Origin of the sequence: Xanthomonas cassavae CFBP 4642 (genome assembly GCF_000454545.1) — a bacterium.
Taxonomy (GTDB): domain Bacteria; phylum Pseudomonadota; class Gammaproteobacteria; order Xanthomonadales; family Xanthomonadaceae; genus Xanthomonas; species Xanthomonas cassavae.
In genome coordinates this window covers 2351424-2368287 of sequence record NZ_CM002139.1, presented here as the reverse complement: position 1 = coordinate 2368287, position 16864 = coordinate 2351424, and the positions used below count along the sequence as shown (strand labels likewise).

At 66.9% G+C, this 16864-nt stretch carries 13 protein-coding genes; 12 read left to right on the top strand and 1 reads right to left on the bottom strand.

Going from position 1 to position 16864, the window contains the following annotated elements; genetic code table 11:
- Positions 1-35 precede the first annotated feature (35 nt).
- The 4 genes from XCSCFBP4642_RS0110535 (at position 36) to XCSCFBP4642_RS0110525 (ending at position 6553) form a co-directional block, all read left to right on the top strand.
- On the top strand, positions 36-926 hold the full coding sequence (locus XCSCFBP4642_RS0110535) for an ABC transporter ATP-binding protein (RefSeq protein ID WP_029219751.1): 891 nt from the start codon (positions 36-38) through the stop codon (positions 924-926).
- The gene (locus XCSCFBP4642_RS29640) at positions 923-1204 is read left to right on the top strand and encodes a hypothetical protein (RefSeq protein WP_053329544.1); all 282 of its coding nucleotides are present in this window, start codon (positions 923-925) and stop codon (positions 1202-1204) included. The genes XCSCFBP4642_RS0110535 and XCSCFBP4642_RS29640 overlap by 4 nt, the downstream gene beginning before the upstream one ends.
- Positions 1205-4324, top strand: coding sequence for an ABC transporter permease family protein (locus tag XCSCFBP4642_RS24580; protein WP_053329543.1), 3120 nt, complete (start codon positions 1205-1207; stop codon positions 4322-4324).
- Between the two features lie 81 nt (positions 4325-4405).
- Positions 4406-6553: a TonB-dependent receptor gene (locus XCSCFBP4642_RS0110525; RefSeq protein ID WP_029219750.1), complete on the top strand. Its 2148-nt coding sequence runs from the start codon at positions 4406-4408 to the stop codon at positions 6551-6553.
- Positions 6554-6773: 220 nt separating this feature from the next.
- On the opposite strand, the gene XCSCFBP4642_RS28510 is transcribed toward XCSCFBP4642_RS0110525, so the two are convergent.
- A complete protein-coding gene (locus XCSCFBP4642_RS28510) occupies positions 6774-6938 on the bottom strand; it encodes a helix-turn-helix transcriptional regulator (protein ID WP_228325714.1) in 165 nt (54 codons plus the stop codon).
- A 374-nt stretch (positions 6939-7312) separates the two neighbouring features.
- Here XCSCFBP4642_RS28510 and XCSCFBP4642_RS0110515 point away from each other — a divergent pair, with 374 nt between their 5' ends.
- From XCSCFBP4642_RS0110515 to XCSCFBP4642_RS0110480, 8 genes are all read left to right on the top strand, one after another.
- Entirely contained in the window at positions 7313-8053 is a 741-nt protein-coding gene (locus XCSCFBP4642_RS0110515; protein ID WP_029219749.1) for a flagellar motor protein, read from the top strand.
- Between the two features lie 6 nt (positions 8054-8059).
- The gene (gene motD, locus XCSCFBP4642_RS0110510) at positions 8060-9034 is read left to right on the top strand and encodes a flagellar motor protein MotD (protein WP_029219748.1); all 975 of its coding nucleotides are present in this window, start codon (positions 8060-8062) and stop codon (positions 9032-9034) included.
- A gap of 1 nt (position 9035) precedes the next feature.
- Positions 9036-9818, top strand: coding sequence for a ParA family protein (locus XCSCFBP4642_RS0110505; RefSeq protein WP_029219747.1), 783 nt, complete (start codon positions 9036-9038; stop codon positions 9816-9818).
- On the top strand, positions 9815-11125 hold the full coding sequence (locus XCSCFBP4642_RS0110500) for a chemotaxis protein CheW (RefSeq protein WP_029219746.1): 1311 nt from the start codon (positions 9815-9817) through the stop codon (positions 11123-11125). Before XCSCFBP4642_RS0110505 ends, XCSCFBP4642_RS0110500 begins: the two co-directional genes overlap by 4 nt.
- 114 nt (positions 11126-11239) lie before the next feature.
- Entirely contained in the window at positions 11240-11548 is a 309-nt protein-coding gene (locus XCSCFBP4642_RS0110495) for an STAS domain-containing protein (RefSeq protein WP_003489692.1), read from the top strand.
- Positions 11545-11910 carry a response regulator gene (locus tag XCSCFBP4642_RS0110490; protein ID WP_002806565.1) on the top strand — a complete coding sequence of 122 codons (366 nt, stop codon included), beginning with the start codon at positions 11545-11547 and terminating at the stop codon, positions 11908-11910. The genes XCSCFBP4642_RS0110495 and XCSCFBP4642_RS0110490 overlap by 4 nt, the downstream gene beginning before the upstream one ends.
- A 33-nt stretch (positions 11911-11943) precedes the next feature.
- On the top strand, positions 11944-13944 hold the full coding sequence (locus XCSCFBP4642_RS0110485; RefSeq protein ID WP_029219745.1) for a chemotaxis protein CheA: 2001 nt from the start codon (positions 11944-11946) through the stop codon (positions 13942-13944).
- A gap of 246 nt (positions 13945-14190) precedes the next feature.
- Positions 14191-16470 (top strand): methyl-accepting chemotaxis protein, encoded by a 2280-nt coding sequence (locus XCSCFBP4642_RS0110480; protein ID WP_029219744.1) that lies wholly within the window; start codon positions 14191-14193, stop codon positions 16468-16470.
- The last annotated feature ends 394 nt before the right edge of the window (positions 16471-16864 follow it).

Here is a 16864-nt window from a genome sequence, read left to right as displayed (position 1 = left end):
CACATTCACGGCACCCACTTCAAGGCACTGGACGCATGACCGCCCCCTCCGGCTTACTGATAGAAGGCTTGACCAAGACCTACCGCAACGGCGTCCACGCGCTCGCCGGGGTGGACCTGCATGTGCAATCCGGCATGTATGGGCTGCTCGGGCCCAACGGTGCCGGCAAGAGCAGCCTGATGCGCACCCTGGCCACCTTGCAGCCCCCCGACAGCGGCCGGATTCAGCTGGATGGTGTGGACGTGCTCGCAGACCCTGACCACCTGCGCCGGCGCCTGGGCTATCTGCCGCAGCAGATTGGCGCCTATCCCGGCATGTCCGCGCGCACGCTGCTGGATCGGTTCGCCTGGCTCAAGGGACGCACCGACCGAGGCGAGCGCCGCGACGAGGTGCACTGCCTGCTGGAGAAGGTCAATCTGGCCCAGGTCGCCGACCGCGAGGTCGCCAGCTATTCCGGCGGGATGCTGCGCCGCTTCGGCATCGCGCTGGCACTGGTCGGCGCGCCACGTCTGCTGATCGTCGACGAACCGACCGCCGGGCTGGATCCGGCCGAGCGCAATCGCTTCCACCATGTCCTTGCCGAGGTAGCGGCCAACGCCATCGTGCTGCTGTCCACCCATATCGTCGAGGACGTGGAAAATCTCTGCCGGCGCCTGGCGATCCTGGCGGCCGGGCGCATCGTCGCCGAAGGTACCCCGGACGCGCTGATCGCGCCCTATCGCGGTCGCCTGTGGCACTGCGTGGTGCCGCGCGGTCAGCCACTGCCGCCCCATCTGCATGCCATCGCTAGCCCCGAGGGCTCACACGTGATCGCACTGGCGCAGCAGGCGCCGGATCCCCGCTTCGTGTCGCACCTGCCGCGCCTGGAAGACGTGTATTACGCCGCGTTGGCGCAGGCGCAGGCCAACGTCGCGGAGGCGGCATGAGCGCAGCGCAGCTGCTGCTGCAGGAAGCGCGCGCGGAGCTGCGCGCCGGGTTGCGCAGCGGCATTGTCGGCCTGGTCTTCGTCGGCCTGGCCGGCTATCTGCTGATGTGCCTGACCAATGCCGACTACGTGCAGCAGATGGGCGGTACCGACATTCCGCGCAACGCTCCCAGCCTGATCTACCTGATGTCCACCGGCTGCATGTTCTTCCTGTTCTTCGCCTGGGCCTGGGTGTTTGCGCAACCACTGCTGCGCGACCGCCAAGCCGATCTGCATTAAGTGGTGTTGTCGCTGCCGATCTGCCTGCCGGCCTTGCTGTGGGGACGCTTCATTGGCGCCGCACTGGTCGGCGCGCTGCTGGCCAGTGCGTTGATCGTGGGTTTCATCGCCGCCCCGGTGCTGGGCTGGCTGGGCCTGGTGCCAGCCGGTTCGATCGCTGCCCTGCCATGGCGCGCCTTGCTGTTCGCCTGGGGCTGGCTGTTGCTGCCGGCCGGCACCGGCATCGGCGCGCTGTACTACCTGATCACCCTGCGCACCCGCAGCGTGGCCGGCGCCTTCGGTCTGTCGGCGCTGTTGATGCTGCTGTGGATGTTCGCGGTGGTGGTGCTCAAAGGCGGCGACATCAATCCGCTGCTGGCGGCAGTACTGGATCCGTCGCTGTTCACCTTTGCGCATACCCGCATCGAGGCCTGGACGCCCCTGCAGAAATCCACCGCATTGCTGCCGATGACGCCGGGGTTCCTGCTCAACCGCGCAGTCTGGGGTGTACTGCCGCTGGCGCTGCTGGCCTGGGCGCTGCATGGCGTCCGACGCGAATCGCTGGTGCTGGAAACGGCGCCACCGCGTGCTGCCGTTTCCGCCGCGGCGGCCATCCAGATGCTGGCCGTGCGGCGGTCACTGGCGCCGGTTGCTGCGTCGCACTGGGGGATCGCGCTGTGGCTGGAAACGTATTGGCAGCTACGGCAACTCGCACGCAGCCGTGGCTGGTGGGCCGGCATGACCGTCCTGGCCGCCATGTGCGTGCTCAGCGCATTCGTCCATGGCATCTGGCATGCCGACGGCCCGCTGCTGCCAAGACCGGACCTGCTGCTGCCGCTGCTCAAGGACGCCACCTATCTGGTGATCGCGTTCCTGATCGCCGCCTTGGTCGGCTGGCTCTGGCGACGCGACCAGGTGGATGGTTTCGACAGCATGTTCGACGCGCTCCCTGCGCCGATCTGGCTACGCCCGTTCGCGCGCGCCTTGGCGGTGATCGCCACGACCGTGCTGCTGTCGCTGCTGCCGGGTGGCGCCGCCGTGCTGGTTACCGCCCTTGCCTTGCCTGCAGCCCTGGACCTGAGCGATGCCCTGCTCTATCAGCTGCTGGTGATGGCGCCGCCGCTGCTCGAGCTGGGCCTATTGAGCTTTCTGGTGCATGCGCTGTGCCGCCGGGCCGGTGTCGCCTACAGCCTGTCGATGCTGCTGACGTTCATCCTGGTGGTGAACCATGAGCTGGGGATGGCGGACTACCCGCTGTACCAGGTCGGCATTCCGGTCCATCTGCAGCTGTCGGGGCTGAGCGGCTGGGCGCCTTGGCACGCGTATCTGCTCGCCCTGGACGGCTACAAGCTGGCGCTGGGCGCACTGTTGGTCGCCGCTGCGGTGCTGGTGCTGCCACGCGGTGTCGATAGCCGGTTGCGCCAGCGCGCCGGGCAGCGCTGCAACCGCTTGCGCGGACCGGTGGGTGTGCTCGGCAGCGTTGCGGTGGTCGGTCTGCTGGGGCTGGGCACGCTGCTGAATGCCCAGCTGATCGGGAATGGCGGCTATCGGCCGTTGGCGCTCATCCAGCGCGATGACGCCGCCTGGGAACGGCGCTGGCTGGTCGACGCCGGTGCTTACACGGTCGCCGGCGGCGACCTTCGCCTGCAGCTGGATCCAGCCGCCGAGCGCCTGCAGGGAGAGTGGACGCTGCGCGGCGTACGTGCCGCTACCGGCAACCTGCATGCCGAACTGCCGAACGGATTCGCCCTGCAGCGCGCCACGGTCGACGGCCGCAGCGTGGGGGCGGAGCTCGCCCATGCGCATCTGGTCGTGCCGCTCGGCGCCTGCGCCACCCGTGCCACCGGCTGTACGGTACGACTGCGATGGTCGCTCGCGCCCAACCGATGGTCGGCCGACGGCCAGCCGCCATGGCTGGGTCACGCCGGCTTCTGGTTACGTGCGCAGGACGCTGCACCGCGGCTGGGGCTGGATCCGGATCGGGTGCTCAGAAGCGCTGGCGATCGGCGTCGCTACGGCCTGGGTGAGGCTGTCGTCCTGCCGCCCGATGCCGCATCGGTCGCCAGCGACGCGATCGCCCCGAGTGGGACATGGCATTGGTCGTTGCAACGTGGCGGCACCGTCTCCACTGCCGTCACGCATGGCCAGACGCAGGGTCCATTGACGTTCGCAGTGGCATGGGCGGCTGATCCGCACCAGACCCTGGTGGGTCCAGTGCGGATCACCCACGACCGCCACCGCGCCGACAGCGCACCCGGTATCGGCGCCGACGTGCAGGCCATGCAGGCCTGCGTGCAGCGGCGGCTGGGACACGTCGGTGTGGTGCAGGAGATCGCGCAGTGGCCGCGCGGCCTGGGCGAACCACGTCTGCTCGGCACCACCCTGGTGCTGCCGGAAGCGCCAAGCTGGGACGTGGCCGATCTGGGCGTAGGCCGCTCGCTGCGGCGCGCGCGCATTGCCTCGGCACTGGCGCGGCAAGCGCTGGCCAACGCGGCCGATCTGCGGCAGGGCCGCAGCACCGCCTGGTTGAGCGACGGGGTGGCCGGTGCGCTCGGCCTGCTGTGTGTCGGCGATGTCGATGGGCTGGCTGCCTTGCAGCAGACGCTGATCCGCGCCTCGGACACCACCGCACGCGTGCTGGCCGACAGCGATGTCCCGGTCGATGCGGTGAGCCTGGCGCGCAGTTCCGGCTGGGCGCAGCACTACGCCGCATTGGCGGCGTTGGACTGGACCGCGCGCCAGCGCCCGCAGGATTTCGACGCGTTGACCCGCCAGCTCGCCGCACGGGTGCCGTTGGCCGATGCACTGGCCGCACACGCCGGGCCGCAGGCCGCCGCAGAACAGCTGGGCGCACCGCTGGCCTCGCAGCTGTCACTGCATCGCGATCGCGCCGGGACCCGCATCGACGCCAGCCGCTGGCGCTGGCACGGCGGCGGCTGGAAACGTGCAACCGACAGCCTCCCGCATTACCGCCTGCTCACGCGTCACGACGGACGCGTGCGGTTGCAGGCCGCGCCATCCAGCTACCCGCGCTATCCATCCGACAGCGATGGACTGCTGCTCGACGCCTGGCCCTCCTATCAGCGCAACCCGCAACAGATGTTGCTGCATCCCGACGCGGGCAACCCGCCACCGCCCTGATTCCGCGATGCCAGCCCATCGTGGCGCGGCAGCGGCGCCAGCCCCCTCTCCTCCCCGCCTTTTCCCATCCAAGGATTCTCCATGCCGTCCACCGTATTGCTTGTCGCTCGCGGCAGATCGCGTTACCGCGCCAACGCGCCCGCCGCGGCCATCGTCATGGCCCTGCTGCCGGTAGCCGCGCTCGCCGACTCCGGCTCCGGCTCCGGTAACGACGATGCCAAACAGGCCACCGATCTGCCCACCGTCACCGTCAGTGCCCGGCTGGCCGACGAAAGCGCCAAGGATGTGCCGTTCGGCCTCAGCGTGACGCGCCGCAGCGATATCGAGGCCGGGCGTCTGCTCAACATCAAGGAGGTGCTGCGCAACACGCCCGGCGTGGACGTGAGCTCCTACGGCGGCAGCAACGACGGCAATGTCCGCATCCGCGGCGTCGGCTCGCTCAATCAGGTCAGCATGGACGACGGCTCGGTTGTATTGAATGTCGATGGCGTGGCGATCTCGATGCGCCACGCCTCGTTGGCGACCTTCGATGTCGAGCAGGTCGAAGTGCTCAAGGGGCCGCAAGGTACCTTGTTCGGTCGCAACAGCGAAGCCGGCGCCATCAATGTCACCAGTCGCCGGCCAACCCGCGAACGCGAAGGCTATGTGCGCGTGGAAGCCGGCGAGCAGGGCCAGCAGTTGCAGGAAGCCGCGCTCGGCGGCGCGCTGTCCGAGCATCTCTCCGGGCACATCGCGGTGCGTCACAGCGGCTACGACGCCTGGGTGGATAACGCACAGGACGGCCGCCCGCTGGTCGAACCCAGAGAAACCGCGCTGCGCGGCAGCCTGTTATGGGACCTTGCCGACAGCACCAAGGCGCTGCTGATTCTCGAGGGCCAGAATACCCGCCATGAAGTGGCACAGGAGGTGCTGCGTCCGTTCGGCGAGCAACCCAGCCTGGACCTGACACCTGGCGTGTTCGATGGCAACCGCAAGCAAATGCGGCGCTACTCGCTGCAGATCGAGCATGACCTCGACAACAGCCGCATCACTTCGATCACCGCACATACCTGCGCCGATTTCACCGGCGGCAAGGGGTACGACCGCCGCCTCACCCAGGCCCTGTTCGGCTCGGCGTTCGAGTATCTGGCCACCGACGTCTCCGAAGAACGCGTCAACAGCCAGGACCTGCGTTGGTCCTCGTTGCCGCAGGCGCAGATGTTCTGGGTAACCGGGGTGAACCTGCTGCACTCGCAGCGCAGTTTCGACTCGCTGTTTGCAAGCACCGGCAACCAGCAGCTGCGCGACTTCGGCACCGACAGCTATGCGCTGTACGGCGAGGCCACGCTGCCCTTGGGCCAGACGTTCAAGCTTACCGGCGGGTTGCGCTACTCGCGCGATCGCAAGACCTATCACGGGTTGTATCGCGTCAGCGGCAGCGCTGTCGGCGACAGCCGCCGGGTTGGCGACGATTACCTGACCGGCCGCACCGCGCTGTCCTACGCCTGGAGCGACACCACCAACGTGTACGCGGTGTACGCACGCGGCTACAAATCGCAAGGGTTCAACGACTACGCGACCCAGCCGATCGACAGCCGGCCCTATCGCGCCGCCACGGTGAACAGCAGCGAGATCGGCTTCAAGCATGCGTCCGCAGACCAACGTTTCTCGCTGGACGGCGCGGTGTACCTGAACCAGGTCCGCGACGACCATCTGCTTGGCTACGATGTCGCGACGCTGGCGGTCAGCACGGTCAATGCGGACACCCGCAGCAAGGGCGCCGAACTGCAGGGCAACTGGCACCTGCCGAGCGGCTGGACGCTCGGCGCCGGCCTCAGCTACATCGATGCCAACATCACCAGTACCGCCATTGGCGTCTCCGGTGGCGATGTCGCCGCCGGCAACCGTGTCTCCGATGTTCCGCACCTGAGCGGCAACCTCAGTCTTGCCTACCACCGCGAGCTGGCCCAGTTCTGGGGCCTGGGGGCGCCCGCGCTGAACGCACGTCTGGGCTACCGCGGGGTCGGCAATCGTCCGGCCAATCCACAGAACAACTTCGACCTGGCCGGTTACCAGAAAATCGACCTGCGCATCGGCCTGGAAAACGGCAACGCCGAGCTGTATGCCTGGGCTGACAATCTCGGCGACGATCGCTACGACCTCTACGGCAACTACGCTGCTCCAGGCGTCGTCACCGGCTTGCCGGCGCGCGGCCGCACGCTGGGGCTGGGGTTCCAATACTCTTTCTGAGCGCAAGCCTCTTACCGATCGACTCTGGGATGTGAGGCGCTTGGTTCGCCCCATCCACACGCAATGCCTGCGGGAATGCTGCGCAGTGCGAACGTGGCACAAGCGCCCAGGTTCTCAAGCAGCGTCGTGCTCGCTACGCTGGCGTGAGCGGTCAAGCGCTTGATGTGCATGCCGGGCAGGCGCGGGCATCCTGCGTGCCAGTCGGTGAACCGGCCGGCCCCTACGCCACCACGCGGGGCCGCACCTTGCGCTCGATCTCGCTGCTGTTGGGCAAGGTCTTCAGATCGTAGCTGGCCTGTAGCGCCAGCCAGGACGCTGCATCGCCACTGAAGTGGCGTGCAAGCCGCGCCGCGGTGTCGGCGCTGACGGCACGCTCGCCGTGCACAACGACTCGCCGAGGCGACGGCGTGGCCGGGGATTGGCGGAAAGCGGCGTACGGATGTGCCGCGGCGACGAGTCAGACCGATCTGACCGAGCCGAGGAGCCGATCCCCGGCCGCGCTGCCGCCCCCATCGAAGCGAGTGACTGACGGACGACGCGGGGCCGTACCATCACCCAACGCTCCTCTGGCGAACGGGGCCTGAAGCGAGACCTCATCGAGTTTCTCAAGAAGCTCTCTAAGGCAAGGAAGGTAACGCGCCGCGCTGGCGGCCTCAACGAAGCCCGGCAAAAATGGCCAACAGCCCGGAACGACGACTTTCTGGCGCTTCACCTGAGCACGTCTATCAAGTCCGCCGCGGTCGCGCCGATATCGCTTGCATGGACAGACTCAGCATCATCGGACTGGTGCTGGCGATCGTGGCGATCGTCGGCGGCAGCGTATTGAAGGGCGCCGGCATTTCGTCGCTGTGGTCGCCGGCTGCCTTCGTGATCGTCATCGTAGGCACGGTGGCGGCGATTCTGCTGCATACCTCGCCGGCGGTTTTCCGGCGCGCATTCAAGATCCTGCGCTGGGTGATCCAGCCGCCGGCCAGCGACCGGCCGCAGTTGGTCGCCCGCATCGTGGACTGGAGCAATACCGCGCGTCGCCAGGGCCTGCTGGGCCTGGAGGACCAGTTGCCGCGCCTGGACGACCCGTTCCTGCGCAAGGGCCTGCAGATGCTGGTCGATGGCGTGGAGCCGGAGGCCATGCGCCACATGCTGGAAATCGAGGTGGACAATCAGGAGCGTCAGGATCTCGCCGCGGCCAAGGTGTTCGAGGGCATGGGCATCTATGCGCCCACGCTGGGCATCATCGGCGCGGTATTGGGCCTGATGGCGGTGATGAAGAACCTGGCCGACCCGGCCATGCTCGGCCACGGCATCGCGGCGGCGTTCACCGCCACCATCTACGGCATCGCCTCGGCCAACCTGCTGTTCCTGCCGGTGGCCGCCAAGCTCAAGAGCGTGATCCATTGCAGCACCAACGAGCGCGAGATGGCCATCGAAGGGCTGATCGCGATCGCGCAAGGCGAGAACCCGCGCAACATCGAGTCGAAATTGGCAGGCTACTTGCATTAACTCGTCATGGCCCGCCGTCGCAAACACCACGAAGACCATGGCAACCACGAAGCGTGGGCGATTCCGTATGCCGACCTGATGACGCTGCTGCTGGCGTTCTTCGTGGTGATGTACGCCATCTCCTCGCTCAACGAGGGCAAATACAAGGTGATGGCGCAGGCGCTGACCAGCGCCTTCGGGGGTTCGTCGAACACCGCCAGCCCGGTGCAGATCGGCAAGACCCAGACCCTGGGCGCCGACTACGACCGCCCATCGGTGATCAAGGCCGGCGCGCCGATGGCCGCATCCAACGGCCCCACCGACCCCACCCTGCTGCCGTCCATGGCCGCGCAGATGCGCATGCCGGTGTCGCTGCGCAACCAGACCCAGCTGGCGCGCGCGCAGCGCCAGATGGATGCGGTGGAGCAACAGCTGAGCAAGACGCTGTCGCCGCTGATCGAGAAGAAACTCATCACCATCCGCCGCAACGATCTGTGGATCGAGGTGGAGATCAACAGCGACATCCTGTTCGGCACCGGCTCGGCCACCCTGGCCGGCGGCGCCCGCGGGACGCTGTCCACCTTGGCGTCGGTGCTGCGCGATGCGCCCAACGGCGTGCGCGTGGAGGGCTATACCGACAATCAACCCATCGCCACCGTGCAGTTCCCCTCCAATTGGGAGCTGTCGGCGGCCCGTGCGGCCAGCGTGGTGCACCTGTTTGCCGACGACGGCATCGCCCCGCAACGATTGGCGATGGTGGGCTATGGAGAATTCCGCGCACGTGCCGATAACAGCACTGAGGCGGGACGGAATGCGAACCGGCGTGTGGTGTTGATCATCCTCGCTGACTCGGCTGGCTCACTCGCACCCGATCCGCCATCGCAGATGCATGCGACCGCCGCCGGGGCGCCCAAGCTTCCCAAGTCTGACGGCGGCCAAACGGCCGTCACCACCGAAAGCGGCACAAGTTCCGTCCCCGCCGTAATTCAAGGAGTGCAGTGACATGCGTATCTGGGCAATCGCCAACCAAAAGGGCGGCGTCGGCAAGACCACCACGACCCTGGCATTGGGTCGCGGCCTGGCCGCGCTCGGCCACCGCGTCTTGTTGATCGACCTCGATCCGCACTCCTCGCTCACCCGCGCCTTCGGCGTGGCGATCGACCCGCCGCCGCGCGGGGTGCTGGACCTGTTCGGCACTCCACCGAGCGACCTGGCCAGCCTGGCACACGAAAGCGCCATCCCCGGCCTGTCGTACGTGTGCGCACAAGCCGCACTGGCCACGCTGGAGCGCCGCAGCGCCAACCAGCCCGGCCTGGGTTTGGCCCTGCAGAACGCGATGACCCGCCACGCCGGCCAGCACGACTACATCCTGCTAGACTGCCCGCCCACGCTCGGCCTGCTGATGATCAACGCATTGGCCGCCTGCGACCGCGTGGTGGTGCCGACCCAGGCCGAACCCCTTGCCCTGCATGGCCTGGCCAGTATGGTGCGCACCGCCGACATGGTGCAGCGCTCGCGTCGCCGCGAACTGCCAGTGTCGATCCTGCCGACCCTGTTCGACCGCCGCACCCGCGCCGGCAACGAAACGCTCAAAGAGATGCAGACCACCTACGGCCCGGTGGTGTGGGAAGACGCCGTTCCGATGGACACCCGTCTCTGCAATGCCGCCGCACTCACCGTCCCTGCCACCGGCGGCGACTATCAGGGCCGCGGCCTGTCCGCCTATCGTCGCGCGCTGGAATGGGTGCTGGCCGATGACGCGATGCGTATGGAGCAAGCCGCATGAGCAACCACACCGCCAACGGTGAGCTGGACGATTATCTGGAAGGCTTGCTGCACGATGCCGGCGTGGAGCTTCCCGCTGCCGTCGCAAGCACTCCAGTCGCTGTGCCCCTGGCCGCCGAGCCGGCCGCCGCGCTCGCCACGATCGAAGACAGCGACGTCGCTGTCGCCGACGCGCCGGTTGCGGTCGCCGCAACGCCGGAGGCCATTGCCGCCGATTTCGTGGCCGAAATGGACGCCGATCCTGCCTTCGCGCCGGTCGTCGCCGCACCCAGTGCTGCCGACATCGCCGCCGATTTCCTGGCCGAAATGGATGCCGATCCTGCCTTCGCGCCGGTCGTCGCCAAGCCCAGCGCCGACGACATCGCCGCCGATTTCGTGGCCGAAATGGACGCCGATCCTGCCTTCGCGCCGGTCGTCGCCAAGCCCAGCGCCGCAGACATCGCTGCCGACTTCCTGGCCGAAATGGATGCCGACCCCGCCTTCGGTCCGCCGGTGGTTGCCGCACCGAGCGCTGCCGACATCGCCGCCGATTTCCTGGCCGAGATGGATGCAGACCCGGCATTCGCTCCAGCCACGCCCAGCGCGTTCATGAGCACGGCCGATCTGATGGCCGAAATGGACGCGGACCCCGCCTTTGGGGCCGCGCCGTCTTCGGTGGACCTGCTGACTGCCGATCTGCTGGCAGAAATGGATGCCGACCCGGCCTTCGGGCTGGAGCCCGCAACGGTCGCGGTGGCGACGCCCGCGTCAGCTCCCGCCGCGCTGCCACCACGCGCGGCCCCGGCACCTGCCCGTGCCGCGCCGGCGCCGATCGCACCGACCGGGCTGCAGGCGCTGCTGGCTCCCGGCCAGGCCGACAAGATCCACGCCGAGCGCCGTGCCAGCGAGCGCAGCACCCGCTGGCTGCGCCTGCGCTGTGGCGAACAGACCTATGCGCTGGAACTGCTCAAGGTGCAGGAGGTGGTGCTGCCAGTGCCATTGCTGCCATTGCGCGGCACGCCCAGCGCCATGCTGGGCATCATGAACCTGCGTGGTCAGGTGGTGCCGGTGATCGATCTGGGCATCCACCTGGGCTCATCGCCGGTGGACATGGACCTGCAGACGCGGGTGGTGGTGCTGGAAGAAAACGGCGAAACCATGGGCTTGCGCGTGTCGGCCGTGGAAGACGTCACCAGCCTCACCGACCAGCAGATCGAACCGCCGGACAACGCCCGGCTGTGTCGCATCTCCAACAACCTGTTCCGCGGCGTCGCGCGCCTGGGCCATCAGCCGATGATCCTGCTCGATGCCACGCACCTGCTGCACTGAAACGCGCGTGAACCTGACCCCAGGCTTGCACAATCTGGCGTCTGGCCGATTCACCGTTAAAGCTTTCCCGCCCCCCGCCGTTAGTACGCATAGAACCATCCGTTCGGAGCAACAATGAGCACAGTGACATTGGGTGAGGATCTCGGCATCGAGACCAGCGCCGACCTCAAGCAGAAGCTTGCCGGATTCCTCACCCAGGACGGCGACCTGGTGCTTGATGCCGGTGAAGTCCGGCGTATCCACACCGCCAGCGTGCAGTTGCTCTGCGCCTTCGTGCAGAGCCGCCGCCAGGCCGGTCTGCATACCGAATTCGATGGCTGTAACGACACCTTTAGAGATGCGGCCCGTCTGCTCGGCGTCACTGACGCGCTCGGACTTCCCGCATCCAATGACAACCTGAAATCTGTGGAGAACGCCGCATGAGCGCACGTATCTTGGTGGTGGACGATTCGGCGTCGATGCGCCAGATGGTCTCTTTCGCCCTCACCTCTGCCGGCTTTGCCGTCGAAGAAGCCGAAGACGGCGCCGTTGCGCTGGGCCGCGCGAAGGGCCAGCGCTTCAATGCGGTGGTGACCGACGTGAACATGCCCAACATGGACGGCATCTCGCTGATCCGCGAGCTGCGCCAGCTGCCGGACTACAAGTTTACCCCGATGCTGATGCTCACCACCGAATCGGCGGCCGACAAGAAGTCCGAAGGCAAGGCGGCCGGTGCCACCGGTTGGCTGGTCAAGCCGTTCAATCCAGAACAGCTGATCGCCACCGTGCAGAAAGTTCTCGGTTAACCCTTACTCGCTTCACCATCGGATCTCACGCCCATGAGCATGGACCTGCAACGTTTCCACGCCACCTTTTTCGAGGAAAGCCGTGAAGGGCTCGACGCGATGGAGGCCGGGCTGTTGTCCCTTGAAGAGGGCAACCGCGACCCGGAAATCATCAACTCGGTGTTCCGCGCCGCGCACTCCATCAAGGGCGGCGCTGCCACCTTCGGGTTCGAGGCCGTTGCCGGCCTGACCCACGTGCTGGAAACGCTGCTGGACGAGCTGCGCTCCAACAAGCGCCAGCTCGAAGCCAATGCGGTCGATGCCATGCTGGGCTCGGTCGACGTGCTGCGCGCCCTGCTACGCGAAGCCGAACACGGCACCCCGGCCGACCCGGCCGCGGTCAAGGCCGTGCATACCCGCCTCAACGCGGTGCTGGCCGGCGAAGCGCCGGCCGCCGCGGTGGTGGCCAAGCCCAAGGAAGAAGAACCCGAAGCCTGGCACATCGGTTTCACCCCGGCGCCGTCGCTGTTCATGAGCGGCAACGACCCGCTGCGCATCATCCGCGAGCTGGAGCATCTGGGCCCGCTGCAGATCGCCGCGCGCCTGGAGCGCATGCCGGGCTTTGAAAACATCGACCCGCTGGAAGCCTATCTGGCGTGGGATCTGGGCCTGATCGGCAAGATTCCGCGCAGCAAGATCGAAGACACCTTCGCCTGGGTGGTGGACGATTGCGAGCTGGACATCCGTCCGATGGCGGTCCCCGGCCCGCCACCGAGCCTGGCGGTGGAAGCCGCCGCGCCAGTGGCCGCCGTTGCACCGGTCGCTGCCGCTGCTGAACCCGTTGCCGCTGCCGCAACGCCGGCCAAGGCGGCCGCCGCAGAGGCCGAAAGCTCCATCCGCGTCAGCGTGGACAAGGTCGATGCACTGATCAATCTGGTCGGCGAGTTGGTCATTACGCAGGCCATGCTCAAGCAGGTCTCCACCGGCCTGGACCCGGCACATGCCGAACAGTTGTTCGCCGGCCTGGACCTGCTCGAGCGCAACACCCGCGATCTGCAGGAAGCGGTCATCGGCGTGCGCATGCTGCCGGTGGACGCGGTGTTCCGCCGCTTCCCGCGCTTGGTGCGCGACCTCTCCAGCCGGCTCGGCAAGCAGGTCCGCCTGCGCACGATTGGCGAAAGCACGGAGCTGGACAAGGGGCTGATCGAAAAGATCGCCGACCCGCTCGTCCATCTGGTGCGCAACTCCATCGACCACGGTCTGGAAATGCCCGATGCGCGCCGCGCCGCGGGCAAGGAAGAAACCGGCACGATCACCCTGGCGGCCTCGCACCAGGGCGGCCACATCGTGATCGAAGTCAGCGACGACGGCCGTGGCCTCAATCGCGCCAAGATCCTGGAAAAGGCCGCCGAACGCGGTATCGCCGTGCCGGATAACCCGACCGATTCGCAGGTGTGGGACCTGATCTTCGCGCCGGGCTTCTCCACCGCCGATGCCGTCACCGACCTGTCCGGTCGTGGTGTGGGCATGGACGTGGTTCGCCGCAATATCCAGGGCCTGGGTGGCGAAGTACAGCTGGAAAGCAACGCCGGCAGCGGGACCCGCGTGTTGATCCGCCTGCCGCTGACCCTGGCCATCCTCGACGGCATGACCGTCTCGGTCGCCGGCGAAACGCTGATCCTGCCGCTGTCCTACGTGCTCGAAGCACTGCAGCCGGCGCCGGAAGATGTCCGCTCGATGGCGGGCGACGGCCGGGTGCTGCGGGTGCGTGGCGAGTATCTACCGATCCTCTCGCTCACCAACTACTACGGCTTCGGCGGGCAGCAGTCCTCCAAGGAATCGCTGGTGGTGGTGGTCGAAGGCGACGGCCAGAAGATCGCGCTGGAAGTGGACGAACTGCTCGGCCAGCAGCAGGTGGTGGTCAAGAACATCGAGAACAACTACCGCCGCATCCCCGGCGTCTCCGGTGCCACCATCCTCGGCGATGGTCGTGTGTCGCTGATCGTGGACATCGGCGGGCTGGTGCGCTCGTTGAAGGTGCCGCAGGCCGCGTAAGGCAATACCACCGCGGCACGGATGCCGCGGCAGTCAACTCCACGACGCGATCGACGAACGATCGGTTTTGGAGTGATCGCCGGCAGTATGGGGACTGCCGGCGTCAGCAACACCCGTCCGACCCGACACGACCGGCGGGAGATTCTGCCCCTTTGTCCGGATCTTTCGACTCTGCCATCGTCATTCGCCCAACCACTGACCGGCGCCCACGAGGCCAGTCGTTCTCTGCAACGCGAGAAGACCGCTATGAACTGGTTCCGTAATCTTGCCGTTGCCCGCAAGTTGGCCGTGGCGTTTTCCTTCACCGCATTGATCACCTTGAGCCTGGGCGTGTTTGCGCTGGCGCGCATGCAGTCGAGCGCCCACCTGTTGCGCGAGATCGGCAACGTGTGGGCGCCGGCGGTGCAGCAGCTGAGCGAAATGCGCGCGTTGCTGGGCGAATTCCGCACCTACGAACTCGCCCAGCTGGCACATGCCGACGATCCGAAGGCGGTGCAGAATTATTTCGAACGCATGGACAAGGCGCGTGCCGACGTCGATGCGGCGCAGAGCGCCTATGCCAAGACCACCACGCCCGGCAAGGAGGCCGAGCTGTATGGCGAGGTCAAACAGAAGCTGGCCGATTACTACAAGGCCAATGCTGCGCTCAGTGCCGCCGTGCGTGCCGGGGATGTGGTCACCGCAACCAGCGTGTCCGACGAGCAATCGCGGCCGGCGCGGCGCGACCTGTTCGCCAAGCTGGTGGAACTGACCAAGTTCAATACCGCGCACATGAACGATGAGATCGCCTCCGCCGAGGCCACCTACCAGCGCTCGGTGAAGGTGATGATTGCGGCAATGGCGCTGGCGGTCCTGCTGGCGGCCTTTGCCGGCTGGTTCATCGCCCGCAGCATCGCCGGCCCGCTCGGCCGCGCCACCCGCGTGGCCGGGGCCATTGCCCGCGGCAAGCTGGACAACACCATCCAGGTCGATAGTCGCGACGAAGCCGGGCAGCTGCTGGCGAGCATGCAGGACATGCAGCATCAGCTGCAGGCCGTGCTGGCTGCGCAGTCGGAGATGGCACAACGCCATGATGCCGGCCAGATCAGCTACCGCATGGACCCGCAGGCATTTCCCGGCGATTTCGGCACGATGGTGCACGACACCAACAGCCTGGTCGGCGCGCATGTCACCGTGCAGACCAGCCTGGCGCAGATCATGTCGCGCTATGCCATCGGCGACCTGAGCCAGGACATGCAGCGTTTGCCCGGCGAAAAGGCCGTGCTCAGCGACACCATGGATACCGTCAAGGCGAACCTCTCGGCGATGAACCGCGAGATCAAGACGCTGGCGCAGGCCGCGGCCAATGGCGATTTCGGCGTGCGCGGCGATGCGCAGCGCTTCCAGTACGATTTCCACGCCATGGTGGACAGCCTCAATCAGCTGATGGCCACCGCCGATGCCAACCTGGCCTCGCTATCCAAGGTGCTGCAGGCCATTGCCGCCGGCGATCTGAGCGAGCGCATGCACGGCCAGTTCCACGGTGTGTTCGCGCAGATGCGTGACGATGCCAATGCCACCACCGAACAGCTCTCTAGCATCGTCGGACGCATCCAGCACGCCACCACTTCGATCAATACCGCCGCCAGCGAAATCGCCGCCGGCAACCAGGATCTGTCGCAGCGCACCGAACAACAGGCGGCCAATCTGGAGGAAACCGCCGCCTCGATGGAAGAGCTCACCTCCACCGTCAAGCAGAATGCCGAACACGCGCGCCAGGCCAACCAGCTGGCGATCGGCGCCGCCTCGGTCGCCTCGCAGGGCGGCGCGGTGGTGGCGCAGGTGGTCACCACCATGTCCGGCATCGAGGTCGCGTCGAAGAAGATCGCCGAGATCATCTCCGTCATCGACGGCATCGCGTTCCAGACCAACATCCTGGCCTTGAATGCCGCGGTGGAAGCAGCACGTGCCGGCGAGCAAGGCCGCGGCTTTGCGGTGGTGGCCAGCGAAGTGCGTACCCTCGCCCAACGCTCGGCCGGCGCGGCCAAGGAGATCAAGCACCTGATCGACGACTCGGTCGGCAAGGTCGCCGAAGGCTCGTTGCTGGTGGACCAGGCCGGCAAGACCATGGCCGACATCGTGGCCAGCGTGCAGCGCGTGACCGACATCATGGGCGAGATCTCCGCCGCCTCGCAGGAACAATCGACCGGTATCGAGCAGGTCAACCTGACCGTGACGCAGATGGACGAAGCCACCCAGCAGAACGCTGCGCTGGTGGAAGAAGCCACTGCCGCTGCCCGTGCAATGGAAGACCAGGCCGGCCAGTTGTCCGACGCCGTCTCGATCTTCAAGCTGCAGGCCGCGCATGCGGTGACGATGGCACCGGCACGCATTGCGCCGACGCCGGTGAAGCCGGTAAGGCCGGTGAAAAAAGCTGCCGCCACATCCGCTGCGGCTTCGGCTGCCACCGCAGCCAAGGCACGCGTGGCCGCACGCCCGTCGCTGGCAGCCGCGTCCAATGGTGACACCAGCTGGCACGAGTTCTGACGCAAGCGGTTTGATCGGCTGCGTTTGCGCAGCCTCCATGCGCAGGCCCCGGGAGCGATGTCGGGCGCTGTGCGATTGTGCGCGCACGTATCTGCCACGCGACCACTGTCAGCGGCCGGAATCCACTTGCGCATGTAGTGGGCCGCAGCCCGCTGTCAGCCTGCCCGCGAGATCCCGGCATTGGCACATGCTTCATCCGCGCGTGCGGCCTGGCTGCTTGCGGCAAGAACTCAGTCTTGGCGGACTCATGCGCGTCGAAACTTATGAAGTGCTGAACAAATTCCGAATTTAGACATGTGCACGTCAAGTGAACAAGGCCAGCGCCGTTAATGGAATTGGCGCCTGGCGCACGCTGCTGCCGGCATCAGAGGCCATACACGTTCCTGGCAAGCCC